At 67.1% G+C, this 15,157-nt stretch carries 15 protein-coding genes and 1 pseudogene; 11 read left to right on the forward strand and 5 right to left on the reverse strand.

Going from position 1 to position 15,157, the window contains the following annotated elements:
* Window positions 1-779: pseudogene (locus H3O04_RS14860) on the forward strand (excinuclease ABC subunit UvrA); the annotation flags it as partial.
* 239 nt (window positions 780-1,018) lie between these two features.
* Window positions 1,019-2,101: an AI-2E family transporter gene (locus tag H3O04_RS14865; RefSeq protein WP_006477797.1), complete on the forward strand. Its 1,083-nt coding sequence runs from the start codon at window positions 1,019-1,021 to the stop codon at window positions 2,099-2,101.
* 93 nt (window positions 2,102-2,194) lie between these two features.
* Here the strand turns inward: H3O04_RS14865 and purU are convergent, their stop codons facing one another.
* The 5 genes from purU to H3O04_RS14890 form a co-directional block, all read right to left on the reverse strand.
* Entirely contained in the window at window positions 2,195-3,079 is an 885-nt protein-coding gene (gene purU, locus H3O04_RS14870) for a formyltetrahydrofolate deformylase (RefSeq protein WP_006483149.1), read from the reverse strand.
* Between the two features lie 73 nt (window positions 3,080-3,152).
* Complete coding sequence (locus H3O04_RS14875) at window positions 3,153-4,019, reverse strand: NUDIX hydrolase (protein WP_200161458.1); 867 nt, start codon at window positions 4,017-4,019, stop codon at window positions 3,153-3,155.
* 5 nt (window positions 4,020-4,024) lie between these two features.
* Window positions 4,025-4,639 (reverse strand): LysE family translocator, encoded by a 615-nt coding sequence (locus H3O04_RS14880; protein WP_012329234.1) that lies wholly within the window; start codon window positions 4,637-4,639, stop codon window positions 4,025-4,027.
* A gap of 86 nt (window positions 4,640-4,725) precedes the next feature.
* Entirely contained in the window at window positions 4,726-5,292 is a 567-nt protein-coding gene (locus H3O04_RS14885) for an adenine phosphoribosyltransferase (protein ID WP_200161459.1), read from the reverse strand.
* A 77-nt stretch (window positions 5,293-5,369) separates the two neighbouring features.
* Window positions 5,370-7,376, reverse strand: a complete 2,007-nt coding sequence (locus tag H3O04_RS14890; protein WP_012329236.1) for a monovalent cation:proton antiporter family protein — start codon at window positions 7,374-7,376, stop codon at window positions 5,370-5,372.
* 125 nt (window positions 7,377-7,501) lie between these two features.
* On the opposite strand from H3O04_RS14890, the gene kdsD reads away from it, so the two are divergent.
* From kdsD to hprK, 9 genes are all read left to right on the forward strand, one after another.
* Window positions 7,502-8,485, forward strand: coding sequence for an arabinose 5-phosphate isomerase KdsD (gene kdsD, locus H3O04_RS14895; protein ID WP_200161460.1), 984 nt, complete (start codon window positions 7,502-7,504; stop codon window positions 8,483-8,485).
* Window positions 8,485-9,021 (forward strand): KdsC family phosphatase, encoded by a 537-nt coding sequence (locus H3O04_RS14900; RefSeq protein ID WP_054928050.1) that lies wholly within the window; start codon window positions 8,485-8,487, stop codon window positions 9,019-9,021. The genes kdsD and H3O04_RS14900 overlap by 1 nt, the downstream gene beginning before the upstream one ends.
* A 3-nt stretch (window positions 9,022-9,024) precedes the next feature.
* On the forward strand, window positions 9,025-9,639 hold the full coding sequence (gene lptC / locus H3O04_RS14905; RefSeq protein WP_054928051.1) for an LPS export ABC transporter periplasmic protein LptC: 615 nt from the start codon (window positions 9,025-9,027) through the stop codon (window positions 9,637-9,639).
* A gap of 20 nt (window positions 9,640-9,659) precedes the next feature.
* On the forward strand, window positions 9,660-10,325 hold the full coding sequence (lptA, locus tag H3O04_RS14910) for a lipopolysaccharide transport periplasmic protein LptA (protein ID WP_006477789.1): 666 nt from the start codon (window positions 9,660-9,662) through the stop codon (window positions 10,323-10,325).
* Window positions 10,322-11,098: an LPS export ABC transporter ATP-binding protein gene (gene lptB / locus H3O04_RS14915; RefSeq protein ID WP_006477788.1), complete on the forward strand. Its 777-nt coding sequence runs from the start codon at window positions 10,322-10,324 to the stop codon at window positions 11,096-11,098. The genes lptA and lptB overlap by 4 nt, the downstream gene beginning before the upstream one ends.
* A gap of 172 nt (window positions 11,099-11,270) precedes the next feature.
* On the forward strand, window positions 11,271-12,776 hold the full coding sequence (locus tag H3O04_RS14920) for an RNA polymerase factor sigma-54 (protein ID WP_034174400.1): 1,506 nt from the start codon (window positions 11,271-11,273) through the stop codon (window positions 12,774-12,776).
* Window positions 12,777-12,934: 158 nt separating this feature from the next.
* Entirely contained in the window at window positions 12,935-13,294 is a 360-nt protein-coding gene (hpf, locus tag H3O04_RS14925; RefSeq protein WP_006477786.1) for a ribosome hibernation-promoting factor, HPF/YfiA family, read from the forward strand.
* A 167-nt stretch (window positions 13,295-13,461) separates the two neighbouring features.
* Window positions 13,462-14,001: a PTS sugar transporter subunit IIA gene (locus H3O04_RS14930; protein WP_034174662.1), complete on the forward strand. Its 540-nt coding sequence runs from the start codon at window positions 13,462-13,464 to the stop codon at window positions 13,999-14,001.
* A 129-nt stretch (window positions 14,002-14,130) separates the two neighbouring features.
* The gene (gene hprK / locus H3O04_RS14935; protein WP_006483133.1) at window positions 14,131-15,099 is read left to right on the forward strand and encodes an HPr(Ser) kinase/phosphatase; all 969 of its coding nucleotides are present in this window, start codon (window positions 14,131-14,133) and stop codon (window positions 15,097-15,099) included.
* Window positions 15,100-15,157: the final 58 nt, after the last annotated feature.

Here is a 15,157-nt window from a genome sequence, read left to right on the forward strand (position 1 = left end):
CGATCGGCCGCACGCCGCGCTCGAACCCGGCCACGTACACGGGCCTGTTCACGCCGATCCGCGAGCTGTTCTCGGGCGTGCCGACGTCGAAGGAGCGCGGCTACGATCCGGGCCGCTTCTCGTTCAACGTGAAGGGCGGCCGTTGCGAATCGTGCCAGGGCGACGGCGTGCTGAAGGTCGAGATGCACTTTTTGCCGGACGTCTACGTGCCGTGCGACGTGTGCCACGGCAAGCGCTACAACCGCGAAACGCTCGAAGTGCAGTACAAGGGCAAGAACATCAGCGAAGTGCTCGACATGACGGTCGAGCATGCGTACGAGTTCTTCAGCGCGGTGCCGGTCATCGCGCGCAAGCTGAAGACGCTGCTCGACGTCGGCCTCGGCTACATCCGCCTCGGCCAGTCGGCCACGACGCTGTCGGGCGGCGAGGCGCAGCGCGTGAAGCTGTCGCTGGAGCTGTCCAAGCGCGACACCGGCCGCACGCTGTACATCCTCGACGAGCCGACCACCGGCCTGCACTTCCACGACATCGCGCTGCTGCTGGAAGTGATCCACCGGCTGCGCGACCAGGGCAACACGGTCGTGATCATCGAGCACAACCTCGACGTGATCAAGACGGCCGACTGGGTGATCGACCTCGGCCCCGAGGGCGGCGCCGGCGGTGGCCAGATCATCGCGCAGGGCACGCCCGAGCAGGTCGCAAAGACGAAGGCGAGCTTCACCGGCAAGTACCTCGCACCGCTGCTCAAGCGTCCGACCCGCAAAGTCGCGGCCGGCTGACGCCCGTTCCACCCTGCCCGCGCGCGGCCGCCCGGCCGCGCGCTCGTCGTAGCCGCCGCGCCCCCTCGTTTTCCCTTCTGCGTTTACACCACGCGCCAAACGGCCCGTTTGCGGACCATAATGGCAGCTATACTTTACGGTCGTAAGGTTCGCCATCCGCACCAATCCGGTGCGGCGCCGGGCGACCCGCGCGCTACCGCGCGCGGCGCGGCACGACATACGGACGACAGGAATCCACGATGGAGAAGCAACAAGAGTCGCGCGACACGCAGAACCGCGAGCCGCACCTGCGCAGCGTGCGGCTGACGAGCGACTTGAGCCTGCCGAAGCTGTCGGCACTCGAGATCGGCAGCTATCTCTTCGCGCTCGTCATGATGTGGCTCGTCCTCGAGCTCAAGCTGCTCGGCGGGATGCTGGCCGGCCTGCTGGTCTACCAGTTGATCCACACGATCGCGCCCGTGATCGAACGCCATACCACCAGCATGCGCGCGCGCTGGGTCGCCGTCGTGCTGCTGTCGATCGCGATCGTCGGCGCGCTCACCGGCCTGACGCTCGCCATCATCGAGCATTTCGAGCACACGGTGCCGAACCTGCAGAGCCTGCTCGGCCAGTTGATGCAGATCGTCGAGCAGACCCGCGCACGCACGCCGGCCTGGATCGCCAACCTGCTGCCCGTCGACGTCGAACAGATGAAGACGAAGGCGGCCGTGCTGATGCACTCGCACATGGACCAGCTCCAGCAAAGCGGCAAGAGCGTCGCGCGCGGCTTCGGCCACGTGCTGTTCGGGATGATCATCGGCGCGATGATCGCGATCGGCGTCGAGCAAGGCAAGGTGCGCCGGCCGCTGTCGACCGCGCTCGTCACGCGCGTGTCGCGCTTCGCCGACGCGTTCCGCCGCATCGTGTTCGCGCAGATCAAGATCTCGGCGATCAACGCGGCCTTCACCGGCATCTACCTGCTCGTCGCGCTGCCGATCTTCCATCAGCGGCTGCCGCTGTCGAAAACGCTCGTGCTGGTCACGTTCATCGTCGGCCTGCTGCCGGTGATCGGCAACCTGATCTCGAACACGCTGATCGTCGCGGTGTCGCTGTCGGTCAGCATGGGCACCGCGATCGCGTCGCTCGCGTTCCTCGTCGTCATTCACAAGCTCGAATACTTCCTGAACGCGAAGATCATCGGCGGCCAGATCGAGTCGCGCGCGTGGGAGCTGCTGCTCGCGATGCTGATCATGGAAGCCGCGTTCGGGCTGCCGGGCGTGATCGCCGCGCCGATCTTCTATGCGTACCTGAAACGCGAGCTGTACCTGCTGCGGCTGATCTGAAGCCGCCCGCTCGCCACCGGCAAACAAAAACGCCGCGCCCCGTGAAGGGCGCGGCGTTTTCGCTTGTGGAGCCGGCCGTTGGGGGCCGACGGATCAGCGGAACACGACCGTCTTCGTCCCGTTCAGCACGATCCGGTGCTCGACGTGCCACTTCACCGCCCGCGCGAGCGTCACGCACTCGACGTCGCGGCCGATCGCGGTCAGCTGGTCGGGCGTCATGCTGTGGTCGACGCGCTCGACTTCCTGTTCGATGATCGGGCCTTCGTCGAGATCGGTCGTCACGTAGTGCGCGGTCGCGCCGATCAGCTTCACGCCGCGGTCGAACGCCTGGTAGTACGGCTTCGCGCCCTTGAAGCTCGGCAGGAACGAATGGTGGATGTTGATCGCGCGCCCGGCGAGCTGCTCGCACATGTTCGGCGACAGGATCTGCATGTAGCGCGCGAGCACGACGAGATCGGCCTGATGCTCGTCGATCACTTCCAGCACGCGTGCTTCCTGCGCGGCCTTCGCGGCATCGGACGAGCCGCCGATCAGCGGGAAGTGATGGAACGGAATGTTGTAGCTCGCCGCGAGCTGGTAGAACTCCTTGTGGTTCGACACGATCGCCGGAATCTCGATCGGCAGCTGGCCGGTGCGATAGCGGAACAGCAGATCGTTCAGGCAGTGGCCGATCTTCGACACCATGATCACGACGCGCGGCTTCACGGCCGCATCGTGCAGCTCCCAACGCATCGAGAACTGTTCGGCGAGCGGCGCGAATTCCTTGCGAAGCGTGTCGAGCGCCGACGCGGCATCCACGCCGCCGCCGTCCTGTTCGAAGTGCACGCGCATGAAGAACTCGCTGGTGCGGCTGTCGCCGAACTGCGCGGAATCGAGGATGTTGTTGCTGCGCTCGAACAGGAAGCCCGAGACCGCATGGACGATGCCGTGCCGGTCAGGGCACGACAGTTTCAAGATAAAGCTGTGATCGGTCGGCATGACCGCTACTCCCATTGTTTCCGTATTCGTCAAATTGCCCGTTCGCGCCGCGCGGCGCGCGTCGCGGTGCACGTCATGCAGCCGGCACGAACAGCGCGTCGATGCCGGCCGCGTCGGCCGCCGCGATCCAGCGGTGGCGCAGCAGCGTGTCGAGCGTCGCGAGGCTCGCATCCATCGTCGCGCGGCCTTCGCGCAGCCAGCCGATCACCTCGGGCACGCCGGCCAGCAGGTGTTCGGCCACTTCGCCATCCTGGTTGCGCGGCGCGAAATCGTGCGGCAGCGGCAGGTCGTACACGAAGATCAATTCGGACTGCGTGCCTTCCGGCAGCGAGTTCAGTACCTGCACCGTGCGGCCCGCGATCGCGCGCGCCGCCAGGTCGGCCGGAATGCCGGCTTCTTCCCAGCATTCCTTCGCGAGCGTCTCGTGAACGCCCAGCCCCCAGCCGATCCCGCCCGCGACGACGTTGTCGAGCATGCCGGGGTCGGTCGCCTTGGTCGCGCTGCGGCGGCCGAGCCACATCTTCGGCGCGGCCGCGACGGACGGCTCGCCCGGCGTAACCGCATATTCTACGATGCCGTTCACGTGCACCGCATAGGTCTGCGTGCCGAAGAAGCGCGACGCGGCGCGCTCGATGTACGCGAGCGGCGGATCGTCGAAGCGGTTGCGGATCGCATAGATCTCGTCGCGCCAGCCGGGAATCGCGCCTTCGGCCGCGAGCGCGCCGATCGCGCTGGCCAGCGCCATGCTGCGCGCGTCGACCGAATCGTAGCGCGCCGACAGCACGACCCGCTCGCCGGTCAGCTCGAACACGTCGGGCCAGCGCACGAGCTTCGCGACGTCCTGGCGGCGCACCCAGCCGACCGCCTGGCCGGCGATCTCGAAACGCAGGTGCGCGGCCGGATCGAAGCGGCGCGCGGCCGCGATGCACGGAAACGTCATCGTCATCAATCCTTCAGCGCGACGCGAATGCCGATCGCGATGAACGTGGCGCCCGCGATCCGGTCGAGCCACACGCCGGCCTTCGGGCGCCGCTTCAGCCACGTGCCGATCATGCCCGCGCCGACGCCGAACAGCGAGAAGACCGCGGCCGTCTGCAGCATGAACAGCGCGCCAAGCTCGAACATCTGCAGCGTCACGCCCTGCGCGCCGTGCGGATCGACGAACTGCGGCAGGAACACGACGAAGAACAGCGTGACCTTCGGGTTCATCAGGTTGCCGATCACGCTCTGCCGGAAGATCGTGCCGAGCGGCTGCGGCGGCCGCGCATGCGCGTTAGCGAGACCCTGGCTGCGCAGCGCCTTGATGCCGATCCACACGAGGTACGCGGCGCCCGCGAGCTTCAGGATCTGGAACGCGACCGGCGACGAACGCAGCACGGCCGCCACGCCGAGCGCCGCGAGCGTCGTGTGGAACAGGATTCCCGCCGTGAAGCCGAGCGCGGCGACGAAGCCGGCCGCGCGGCCCTGCGAGATGCCGCGGGCGAGCACCTGCAGGTTGTCGGGACCCGGCGCGAACGTGATCGCGACCGACGTGGCGAGAAACAGCATGAAGTTGGGCATCGTGACCTCGCTGCGGAAGGTGAACCAAGCGGTGAACCAAGCGTGAACCGAGGCCAGCCGGGACGGCAAACCCCGACGACCGGCGTTCAGTGGCCGGAAAATTCGGTAACGGTATAGACCGTCAGTCCGGCGTTGCGCAGCAGCGTCGAGCCGCCGAGGTCCGGCAGGTCGATGATCGCCGCGCCTTCGACGACCTCCGCGCCGAGCCGCTGCAGCAGGTTGCGCCCCGCCATCATCGTGCCGCCGGTCGCGATCAGGTCGTCCATGATGATCACGCGGTCGCCGGGCTTGCACGCATCTTCGTGGATCTCGACCGTCGCGCTGCCGTATTCGAGGTCGTACGACTCCGAACGCGTCTTGTACGGCAGCTTGCCGACCTTGCGGATCGGCACGAAGCCGACGCTCAGCTCGTACGCGACGATCGGCGCGATGATGAAGCCGCGCGCATCGAGCCCCGCGACGTAGTCGAGCTTCGCATCGACATAGCGTTCGACGAACAGGTCGACGAGGACGCGCAGCGCCTTCGGGCTCTGCAGCAGCGTCGTAATGTCGCGGAACTGCACGCCGGGCTGCGGCCAGTCAGGCACCGTGCGGATCTGGCTGTGGATGAAGGCGACCGGATCGAGCGGTGCGCCCGGCGACGAATGCGGCATGAAACTCTCCGAAAAAAACGGTGCGCGAAGATCGGGCACCGTTTCTGATCAATACGGGTCGGGTTGTGAATCGCGGCTCACGCAGCCGCGGCCGGCGGATCGCGCCGATGGCGCGACAACCGCTCCTCCGCGAGCGCGAGCGCCTCGGGCAACCCGCGCAGCACCACGATGTCGCTCGCGCGCAGCTTGGTCTGCGGATCGGGTTCGACGCCGCGGATGCCGTGCCGGCGGATCGCCGTGACTTCCAGCCCGAGCGCGTACAGCCCGAGTTCTTCCAGCGAACGCCCGACCGCGTCCGCGCGCGCATCGACCGGCACCGATTGTAGCCGCACCTGCTCGTGATCGTCGTCGTCCGCATCGTCCGCGCCGCGGAAATAGCCGCGCAGCAGGCTGTAGCGCTCGTCGCGCATCTCCTCGACGCGCCGCACGACCTTGCGCATCGGCACGCCGACCAGCACCAGCGTGTGCGACGCGAGCATCAGGCTGCCCTCGACGATCTCAGGAATCACCTCGGTCGCGCCGGCCGCGAGCAGCTTCTCGAGATCGGCATCGTCGACGGTACGCACGATCGCGGGCAGCGTCGGCTCGAGCTCGTGCACGTGATGCAGCACGCGCAGCGCGGACGGCGTGTTCGCGTAGGTGATCGCGACGGCCGCCGCCCGGTGGATACCGGCCGCGAGCAGCGACTCGCGGCGCGCCGCGTCGCCGAACACGACCGATTCGCCGGCGGTCGCCGCCGCGCTCACGCGATCGGGGTCGAGGTCGAGCGCGACGTACGAAATACCTTCCTGTTCGAGCATGCGCGCGAGGTTCTGCCCGGCGCGGCCGTAGCCGCAGATGATCACGTGGCCGCGCTGCTTGAGGCTTTGCGTCGCGATCCGCGTCATCTGCAGCGACTGCTGCATCCATTCCGTCGACGACAGCCGCATCACGATGCGGTCGGCGTTCTGGATCAGGAACGGCGCGGCGAGCATCGACAGCAGCATCGACGCGAGGATCGCCTGCAGCAGCGTCGAATCGACGAGATGCCGGTCGAGGATCAGGTTCAGCAGCACGAAGCCGAATTCGCCGGCCTGCGCGAGGCCGATGCCGGTGCGCATCGCGACGCCCGGCGTCGCGCCGAACAGCCGCGCGAGCCCGGCGATCATCGTCGCCTTGAACAGGATCTGCCCGACGAAGAAGCCGAGCACGATCAACGGATGCTCCCAGATCACGCGCGGGTCGAGCAGCATCCCCGTCGTCACGAAGAACAGGCCGAGCAGCACGTCGCGAAACGGCTTGATGTCCTCTTCCACCTGATGGCGGAACGGCGTCTCGGAAATGAGCATCCCGGCGATGAACGCGCCGAGCGCGAGCGACAGGCCGAAGCGGTCGGTGATGAACGCGGCGCCGAGCGTGACGAGCAGCAGGTTCAGCACGAACAGCTCCTGCGAGCGGCGCCGCGCGACGACGTTGAGCCAGCGCGTCATGAAGCGCTGGCCGATGACGAGCAGCAGCGCGAGCGCGATCACGATCTTGACCGCCGCGAAGCCGAGCGTGAGCGCGAGATCCTTCGACGATTCGGCGCCGAACGCGGCGATCACGATCAAGAGCGGCACGACCGCGAGATCCTGGAACAGCAGCACGCCGAAGATGTTGCGGCCGTGCTCGGTCTCGATCTCGAGCCGCTCGGCGAGCATCTTCGACACGATCGCCGTCGACGACATCGCGAGCGCACCGCCGAGCGCGATGCTGCCCTGCCACGTGATGTGCACCCAGTGCTCGAACAGCGCGCCGAGCACGAGCGCGAGCACGAGGGTCGCGACGACCTGCAAGAGGCCGAGCCCGAACACGAGCCGCTGCATCGACCTCAGCTTCGCCAGCGAGAATTCGAGGCCGATCGAAAACATCAGGAACACCACGCCGAATTCCGCGAGGTGCTCGGCCCGTTCGAGATCCGCCGCGACGCCGAATGCGTGCGGGCCGACCAGGATGCCGACGGTCAGGTAGCCGAGCATCGGCGGCAGGTTCAACGAGCGGAATACGACGACGCCCACCACTGAGGCCAGCAGCAGCAGCAGGGTCATTTCGAGCGGGGAAATCACAGGCGAAGCATCCTCGTTCGTCGGGGCCACGGCAATGCGGGCGCGGGGTGGTGGCGGTGGACAGGCTGCTTCGGACGAGTCCGAAGGCCGGCGCGGCGAACAAACGCCTTTGCTATACTCCGCGCATGATAGCGAAAATCAATGATGATCGGGCGCTCGCGCTCGCCCGCGACGTGCTCGACATCGAGGCGGACGCCGTGCGCGCGCTGCGCGACCAGCTCGACGGCGACTTCGTCCAGGCCGTGGCGCTGCTGCTTGGCTGCCGCGGCCGCGTCGTGGTCTCCGGGATCGGCAAATCGGGGCATATCGCCCGCAAGATCGCAGCCACGCTGGCCAGCACCGGTACGCCGGCCTTCTTCGTCCACCCTGCCGAGGCCAGCCACGGCGACCTCGGGATGGTCACCTCCGACGACGTCTTCATCGGCATCTCCTATTCCGGCGAATCGGAAGAACTCGTCGCGATCCTCCCGCTCGTGAAGCGGATCGGCGCGAAGCTGATCGCGATCACGGGCCGTGCGGGGTCGAGCCTCGGCACGCTCGCCGACGTGAACCTGAACGCCGCGGTGTCGAAGGAAGCGTGCCCGCTGAACCTCGCGCCCACCGCGAGCACGACTGCCGCGCTCGCGCTCGGCGACGCGCTCGCCGTCGCCGTGCTCGACGCGCGCGGCTTCGGCTCGGAGGATTTCGCGCGCTCGCATCCGGGCGGCGCGCTCGGCCGGCGCCTGCTCACCTACGTGCGAGACGTGATGCGCTCGGGCGACGACGTCCCGTCCGTCGGGCTGAATGCGACGCTGTCGGACGCGCTGTTCCAGATCACCGCGAAGCGCCTCGGCATGACGGCCGTGGTCGACGCCGACGGCAAGGTCGCCGGCATCTTCACCGACGGCGACCTGCGCCGCGTGCTCGCGCGCGACGGCGACTTCCGCACGCTGCCGATCACCGAAGTCATGACGCGCGACCCGCGCACGATCGCGCCGGACCACCTGGCGGTCGAGGCCGTGGAACTGATGGAGCGCCACCGGATCAACCAGATGCTGGTCGTCGATGCCGACGGCGCCCTGATCGGCGCGCTGAACATGCACGACCTGTTTTCGAAGAAGGTGATCTGATGAGTGCAGCGCTGACTGCGGCCGAACGCGCGAGCCGCGTGAAGCTGATGATTTTCGACGTCGACGGCGTGCTGACCGACGGCGGCCTGCTGTTTACCGCGGCCGGCGACGCGATGAAATCGTTCAATTCGCTCGACGGCCACGGCGTGAAGCTGCTCGGCGAAGCCGGCATCGCGACCGCGATCATCACGGGCCGCCGCTCGGAGATCGTCGCGGCCCGCGCGAAGGAAATGAAGATCGCGCACCTGTTCCAGGGCGTCGAAAACAAGCTCACCGTGTTCGGCGAGCTGATCGCGTCGCTCGGCCTGACGGCCGACGCCTGCGGCTACATGGGCGACGACTGGCCCGACCTGCCGGTGATGCTGCGCTGCGGCTTCGCGACGGCCCCCGCGAACGCGCACCCCGAGGTGATCGCCCGCGCGCACTGGGTCGCCGAGGCCCGCGGCGGCCACGGCGCCGTGCGCGAGGTCTGCGATGCGATCCTGCGCGCGCAGCGCCGCTACGACGCGCTGCTCGCCGCCGCCTGCGGAGCCTGACCGATGAGCACGCATTTCCGCTGGACCCAGATGCTGCCGCTCGCCGCGGTCGCCGCGCTCGCAGGCATCACGTGGTGGCTGCTGCAGGCCACGCTGCCACCGCCCGGCGAGGGCATCGCGCAGCCGAAGCGCCACACGCCCGACTATTTCGCGGACAACTTCTCGGTCACCGAGCTCGACCAGACCGGCACGACCCAGTACCGGCTGACGGCCGCGAAGCTGGTCCATTACGAAGACACCGAAGGCAGCGACCTGACCGATCCGGCCATGCGTGCGTTCCAGCCCGGCAAGCCGGTCGTGACGACCACCGCGAAGCGCGGCACCGTCAACGGCGACGTGTCGATCGTCGATTTGTACGACGATGCGCGCATCCTGCGCGCGGCCGGCGGCGGCGATCCGCAGATGCAGGCCGATTCCCAGCATTTCCGGATCTTCGTCAATGACGATGTGATCCAGACCGAAAAGCCGGTTAAACTTCAGCGCGGCCTGTCGCTCGTCAACGCGACCGACGGCATGAAGTACAACAACGTCACCCGGGTCATCGAGCTTTACGGCAACGTGCGCGGCACGATCGCCGCGGCGGACACGTCCGGCGGCTCGAAAGGTCAACCCAAGTGACGCATCCCTCACGTGACTGCATGAACGAACCGTTCCCTCGACAGATTTCCGGCGGCGCTGCGCGCGCCGTCCGCGCCGCGCTCGCCGCGACGCTCGTGGCGCTCCCGCTCGTCGGGCTGGCGCCGCTCGCCCATGCCGAGAAGGCCGACCAGAACAAGCCGATCAACGTCGAGGCCGACAACCTGACCTATGACGATCTGAAGCAGGTGACGGTCGCGACCGGCAACGTCGTGATCACGAAGGGCACGATCATCATCAAGGGCGACCGCGTCGAAGTGCGCCAGGACCCGGAAGGCTATCAGTACGCGACGTCGTTCGGCAGCGGCAAGAAGCACGCGACGTTCCGCCAGAAGCGCGAAGGCCTCGACGAATACATCGACGGCGACGCCGAGCGCATCGACTACGACGGCAAGCAGGATCTCACCACGCTGACCACCGCCGCGACCGTGCGCCGCCTGCAGGGCACGTCGACGATCGCCGACACCGTGCACGGCAGCGTGATCACGTACGACGGCCAGCGCGACTTCTACACCGCGAAGGGCGGCAAGGACGTCGCGGCGCCGGGCAACCCGAACGGCCGCGTGCGCGCGATGCTGTCGCCGAAGAGCGGCGGCCCCGCGCCGCTGAACGGGGCGCCGGCCAAGCTGTCGCCGTCGACCACGATCCAGGGGGCGCCGGGCCAATGAACGCGCTCCCGAACCGCCAGCCGGCCGGCACCACGAGTTCGCTCGTCGTCCGCAACCTGAAGAAGCGCTACGGCTCGCGCACGGTCGTCAAGGACGTGTCGCTCGACGTGAAGAGCGGCGAAGTCGTCGGTCTGCTCGGCCCGAACGGCGCCGGCAAGACCACGTCGTTCTACATGATCGTCGGCCTCGTGCCGACGGACGCGGGCGAAATCTCGCTGAACGGCAGCTCGATCAGCCTGCTGCCGATCCACAAGCGCGCGTCGCTCGGCCTGTCGTACCTGCCGCAGGAAGCGTCCGTGTTCCGCAAGCTGACCGTCGAGGAAAACATCCGCGCGGTGCTCGAGCTGCAGCACGGCGAGGACGGCAAGCGGCTGTCGAAGGACGCGATCTCGTCGCGTACCGAAGCGCTGCTCGACGAGCTGCAGATCGGCCATCTGCGCGAGAACCCCGCGCTGTCGCTGTCGGGCGGCGAACGGCGCCGCGTCGAAATCGCGCGCGCGCTCGCGACCAACCCGAGCTTCATCCTGCTCGACGAACCGTTCGCCGGTGTCGATCCGATCGCGGTGCTCGAGATCCAGAAGATCGTCAAGTTCCTGAAACAGCGCAACATCGGCGTGCTGATCACGGACCACAACGTCCGCGAAACGCTCGGCATCTGCGACCACGCGTACATCATCAGCGACGGTTCGGTGCTGGCCGCCGGCGCGCCGAGCGAAATCATCGAAAACGAAAGCGTGCGCCGCGTGTACCTCGGCGAACACTTCCGCATGTAACGTCCTCCTCGTGGCTGGCTGCACCCCGCCCGGCATCGCCGCGCGGGGCTGCGCCCCGCTTTGCATCCACGCCCGCGGCCCTGCCCGCGGCCGGGCGGCACGCCGCGCGTAATCGCGGATGGCTCAATGCGCCTGGGTCGTGGCAAACTGCCGGTATGACTCCCTCCTTGCCATGAAAGCCAGCCTTCAACTCCGCCTGTCGCAACATCTTGCGCTGACGCCTCAGCTGCAGCAGTCGATCCGGCTCCTGCAGTTGTCGACGCTCGAATTGCAGCAGGAAGTCGCGATGGCCGTCGCGCAGAACCCGCTGCTCGAGAACGACGACGAATGGATCGCCAGCCCGCTGCGCGTCGCGGCGGACGGATCGCTGATCGCGCAGACGCCGCCCGCACAGAACACCGAGCCCACCGCGACCAACGGCAGCAGCACGTCCAGCGATCGCGCCGAGCGCGACGAGCCGGCCGGCGCCGACGAATACGACGGTTACGGGTCCGGTGACGGCAACGACGGCCCGCAGTGGAATCTCGACGAATACGGCCGCTCGAGCGGTGCGTCCGACGACGACGACCTGCCGCCGCTGCAGGTGCAGGAAGCCGCGACGTCGCTGCGCGATCATCTCTCGGCGCAGTTGCGCGTCACGCAGGCCGGCCCGCGCGATCGCGCGCTCGTGATGTTCCTGATCGAATCGCTCGACGACGACGGCTACCTGACCGCCACGCTCGACGAAGTGCTCGCCGACCTGCCGCCCGAACTGGAAATCGACTGCGACGAACTGAACGCGGCGCTCGCGCTGCTGCACAGCTTCGACCCGGCCGGCGTCGGCGCGCGCTCGGCCTCGGAATGCCTGAAGCTGCAGCTGCTGCGTCTCGATCCGTCCCCCACGCGCACGCTCGCGCTCGAGATCGTGTCGCAGCATCTCGAATTGCTCGCCGCACGCGACTTCACCCGGTTGCGCAAGCACCTGAAGGCGAGCGACGACGCGCTGCGCGACGCGCACGCGCTGATCCGCTCGCTGGAGCCGTTCCCCGGCGCCGCCTACGGCAAGGCCGAGGCCGACTACGTCGTGCCCGACATCATCGTGAAGAAGGCCGGCCAGGGATGGCTCGCGGAGCTCAATCCGGAGGTCGTCCCGCGCCTGCGGATCAACAACCTGTACGCGAACATCCTGCGCAACAGCCGCGGCGATCCGTCGGCCGGATCGTTGAAACAGCAGCTGCAGGAAGCGCGCTGGTTGATCAAGAACATCCAGCAGCGTTTCGACACGATCCTGCGTGTCGCGCAGGCTATTGTCGAGCGTCAGAAGAATTTCTTTGCGCACGGTGAAATTGCCATGCGCCCCTTGGTTTTGCGGGAAATAGCTGATACGCTGGGCCTACACGAGTCGACTGTCAGCCGTGTGACAACCGGGAAGTACATGCTGACCCCGTTCGGGACGCTTGAATTTAAGTACTTCTTCGGATCTCACGTCTCGACCGACACCGGTGGCGCCGCCTCGTCGACCGCCATCCGAGCCCTCATCAAGCAACTGATAGGAGCTGAAGACCCAAAATCGCCACTTTCGGACAGCCGCATTGCCGAGCTGCTGGCAGAACAGGGTTTCGTGGTCGCGCGCCGCACGGTTGCGAAATATCGCGAAGCCCTCAAGATCCCGGCAGTGAATCTGCGCAAGTCTCTTTAAGCCTGCTGCCTGCCCGGCGGCAGGCGTGTCCCGGCCACCGCGCACACGGGGAACAGGCCGGACGATCTGTCCGCGATACGCCGCTTCGTGCGGCACGGGCAAGTCGACCGGAGCGCCGCCTCGATGCGGCCGGGTGGCCACTCGCTTGGAGAAGCACTATGAACCTGAAGATCAGTGGACATCATCTCGAAGTCACGCCTGCAATTCGCGAATACGTGATCACCAAGCTGGACCGGGTGCTACGGCATAGCGATCAGGTGATCGATGGCACTGTGATCCTCTCGGTCGACAACCACAAGGAAAAGGACAAGCAGCAGCGCGCGGAAATCAACCTGCACCTGAAGGGCAAGGACATCTTCGTCGAAAGCGCGAACGGCAACCTGTACGCCGCGATCGATCTGCTGATCGACAAGCTGGATCGCCAGGTCGTCAAGCACATGGAGCGCCTGCAAACGCACGCGCACGACCCGATCAAGCTGCAGCCGTCGATCGACCAGATCGAGCTGCCGCCGCAATAACCGTCACCGCAACACGCACGCCGCCCGGTTCGCCGGGCGTTTTTTTTGCCACTCCGCGCGGAGGTGCAACCGGTCCGTCCGTGCTGCGCCACGCACGCGGCTGTGCTCTATAATGTTCCGGTTATCGCCGGGGGGTGTTGGATGCGGTAGCTGCGTTGCAGGTTGCCATGCCACATGCCGTGATATCGCAGAACATGGAAAATCAGTCCGCCGCCGCAAGGAGACCCCAGGCCGCCCAATCGCCTGCCAACATGAATCGCCTAGCCAAAATCCTGCCCATAGAGAACGTCGTCATCGACCTCTCGGTCACCAGCAAGAAACGCGTCTTCGAACAAGCCGGGCTGATGTTCGAGAATCAGAACGGCATCGGCCGCAGCACCGTCACGGACAACCTGTTCGCGCGCGAGCGCCTCGGTTCGACCGGGCTCGGCGAAGGTGTCGCGATTCCGCACGGCCGCATCAAGGGCCTCAAGCACCCGCTCGCCGCGTTCGTCCGCCTCGCCGATGCGATCCCGTTCGAAGCGCCCGACGGCCAGCCGGTCGGCCTCCTGATCTTCCTGCTCGTCCCCGAGCAAGCCACCCAGCAGCACCTCGAGATCCTGTCGGAAATCGCGCAACTGCTGTCCGATCGCGACGCACGCGAGCGTCTGCACAACGAAACGGATATCGCCGAGTTGCATCGCCTGCTCACTCAGTGGCAACCTTGAGTTGTTCCGGGCGGAATATTTCCCCGTACGAGGCGGCCCACGCCGCCGTCCAGGGCCGCCCGGCGCCGGCCCGGCATGGCGACGTCCGTCGCCGCGCGCCCGCACCGGCCCATTGGAGTGACGAGAGTCATGGATACGTCCAGCATCAACGCCCAGAGCATCTTCGACGACAACGCAGCCACGCTGAAACTGAGCTGGCTGACGGGGCATGAAGGCTGGGAACGCGGCTTTTCGGCCGACACGGTCGGCAACGCAACGTCGAGCGCCGACCTCGTCGGCCACCTGAACCTGATCCACCCGAACCGGATCCAGGTGCTCGGCGAAGCCGAAATCGACTACTACCAGCGCCAGACCGACGAAGACCGTTCGCGCCACATGGCCGAGCTGATCGCGCTCGAACCGCCGTTCCTCGTCGTCGCCGGTGGCGCCGCGGCGCCACCCGAACTGGTGCTGCGCTGCACGCGCTCGTCCACCCCGCTGTTCACGACGCCGATGTCCGCCGCCGCCGTGATCGACAGCCTGCGGCTCTACATGTCGCGCATCCTCGCGCCGCGCGCGACGCTGCACGGCGTGTTCCTCGACATCCTCGGGATGGGCGTGCTGCTGACCGGCGATTCGGGCCTCGGCAAGAGCGAGCTCGGCCTCGAGCTGATCAGCCGCGGGCACGGCCTCGTCGCCGACGACGCGGTCGATTTCGTCCGTCTTGGCCCCGATTTCGTCGAAGGGCGCTGCCCGCCGCTGCTGCAGAACCTGCTCGAAGTGCGCGGCCTCGGCCTGCTCGACATCAAGACGATCTTCGGCGAAACGGCGGTGCGGCGGAAAATGAAGCTGAAGCTGATCGTTCAGCTCGTGCGGCGCCCCGACGGCGAATTCCAGCGCCTGCCGCTCGAAAGCCAGACCGTCGACGTGCTCGGGTTGCCGATCAGCAAGGTCACGATCCAGGTCGCGGCCGGCCGCAACCTCGCGGTGCTCGTCGAGGCGGCCGTCCGGAACACGATCCTGCAGTTGCGCGGAATCGACACGTTGCGCGATTTCATGGATCGGCAACGACTCGCGATGCAAGATCCCGACAGTCAGTTCCCCGGCAAACTGGTGTAACCCGCACGCGCCGGCCGCGCAACGCCGACGCGTCGAGCCGGTGCTATGATGAAACGTC

This window comes from Burkholderia sp. KCJ3K979 (genome assembly GCF_016759955.1).
In the GTDB taxonomy this organism is placed as follows: domain Bacteria; phylum Pseudomonadota; class Gammaproteobacteria; order Burkholderiales; family Burkholderiaceae; genus Burkholderia; species Burkholderia orbicola.

Excerpts from the sequence above, each read along its gene's own strand:
- H3O04_RS14865 (WP_006477797.1), top strand. The coding sequence starts at position 1,019 with ATGGAGAAGCAACAAGAGTCGCGCGACACGCAGAACCGCGAGCCGCAC.
- purU (WP_006483149.1), bottom strand. The coding sequence starts at position 3,079 with ATGCCGACCGATCACAGCTTTATCTTGAAACTGTCGTGCCCTGACCGG.
- H3O04_RS14875 (WP_200161458.1), bottom strand. The coding sequence starts at position 4,019 with ATGACGTTTCCGTGCATCGCGGCCGCGCGCCGCTTCGATCCGGCCGCG.
- H3O04_RS14880 (WP_012329234.1), bottom strand. The coding sequence starts at position 4,639 with ATGCCCAACTTCATGCTGTTTCTCGCCACGTCGGTCGCGATCACGTTC.
- H3O04_RS14885 (WP_200161459.1), bottom strand. The coding sequence starts at position 5,292 with ATGCCGCATTCGTCGCCGGGCGCACCGCTCGATCCGGTCGCCTTCATC.
- kdsD (WP_200161460.1), top strand. The coding sequence starts at position 7,502 with ATGATAGCGAAAATCAATGATGATCGGGCGCTCGCGCTCGCCCGCGAC.
- H3O04_RS14900 (WP_054928050.1), top strand. The coding sequence starts at position 8,485 with ATGAGTGCAGCGCTGACTGCGGCCGAACGCGCGAGCCGCGTGAAGCTG.
- lptC (WP_054928051.1), top strand. The coding sequence starts at position 9,025 with ATGAGCACGCATTTCCGCTGGACCCAGATGCTGCCGCTCGCCGCGGTC.
- lptA (WP_006477789.1), top strand. The coding sequence starts at position 9,660 with ATGAACGAACCGTTCCCTCGACAGATTTCCGGCGGCGCTGCGCGCGCC.
- lptB (WP_006477788.1), top strand. The coding sequence starts at position 10,322 with ATGAACGCGCTCCCGAACCGCCAGCCGGCCGGCACCACGAGTTCGCTC.
- H3O04_RS14920 (WP_034174400.1), top strand. The coding sequence starts at position 11,271 with ATGAAAGCCAGCCTTCAACTCCGCCTGTCGCAACATCTTGCGCTGACG.
- hpf (WP_006477786.1), top strand. The coding sequence starts at position 12,935 with ATGAACCTGAAGATCAGTGGACATCATCTCGAAGTCACGCCTGCAATT.
- H3O04_RS14930 (WP_034174662.1), top strand. The coding sequence starts at position 13,462 with ATGCCACATGCCGTGATATCGCAGAACATGGAAAATCAGTCCGCCGCC.
- hprK (WP_006483133.1), top strand. The coding sequence starts at position 14,131 with ATGGATACGTCCAGCATCAACGCCCAGAGCATCTTCGACGACAACGCA.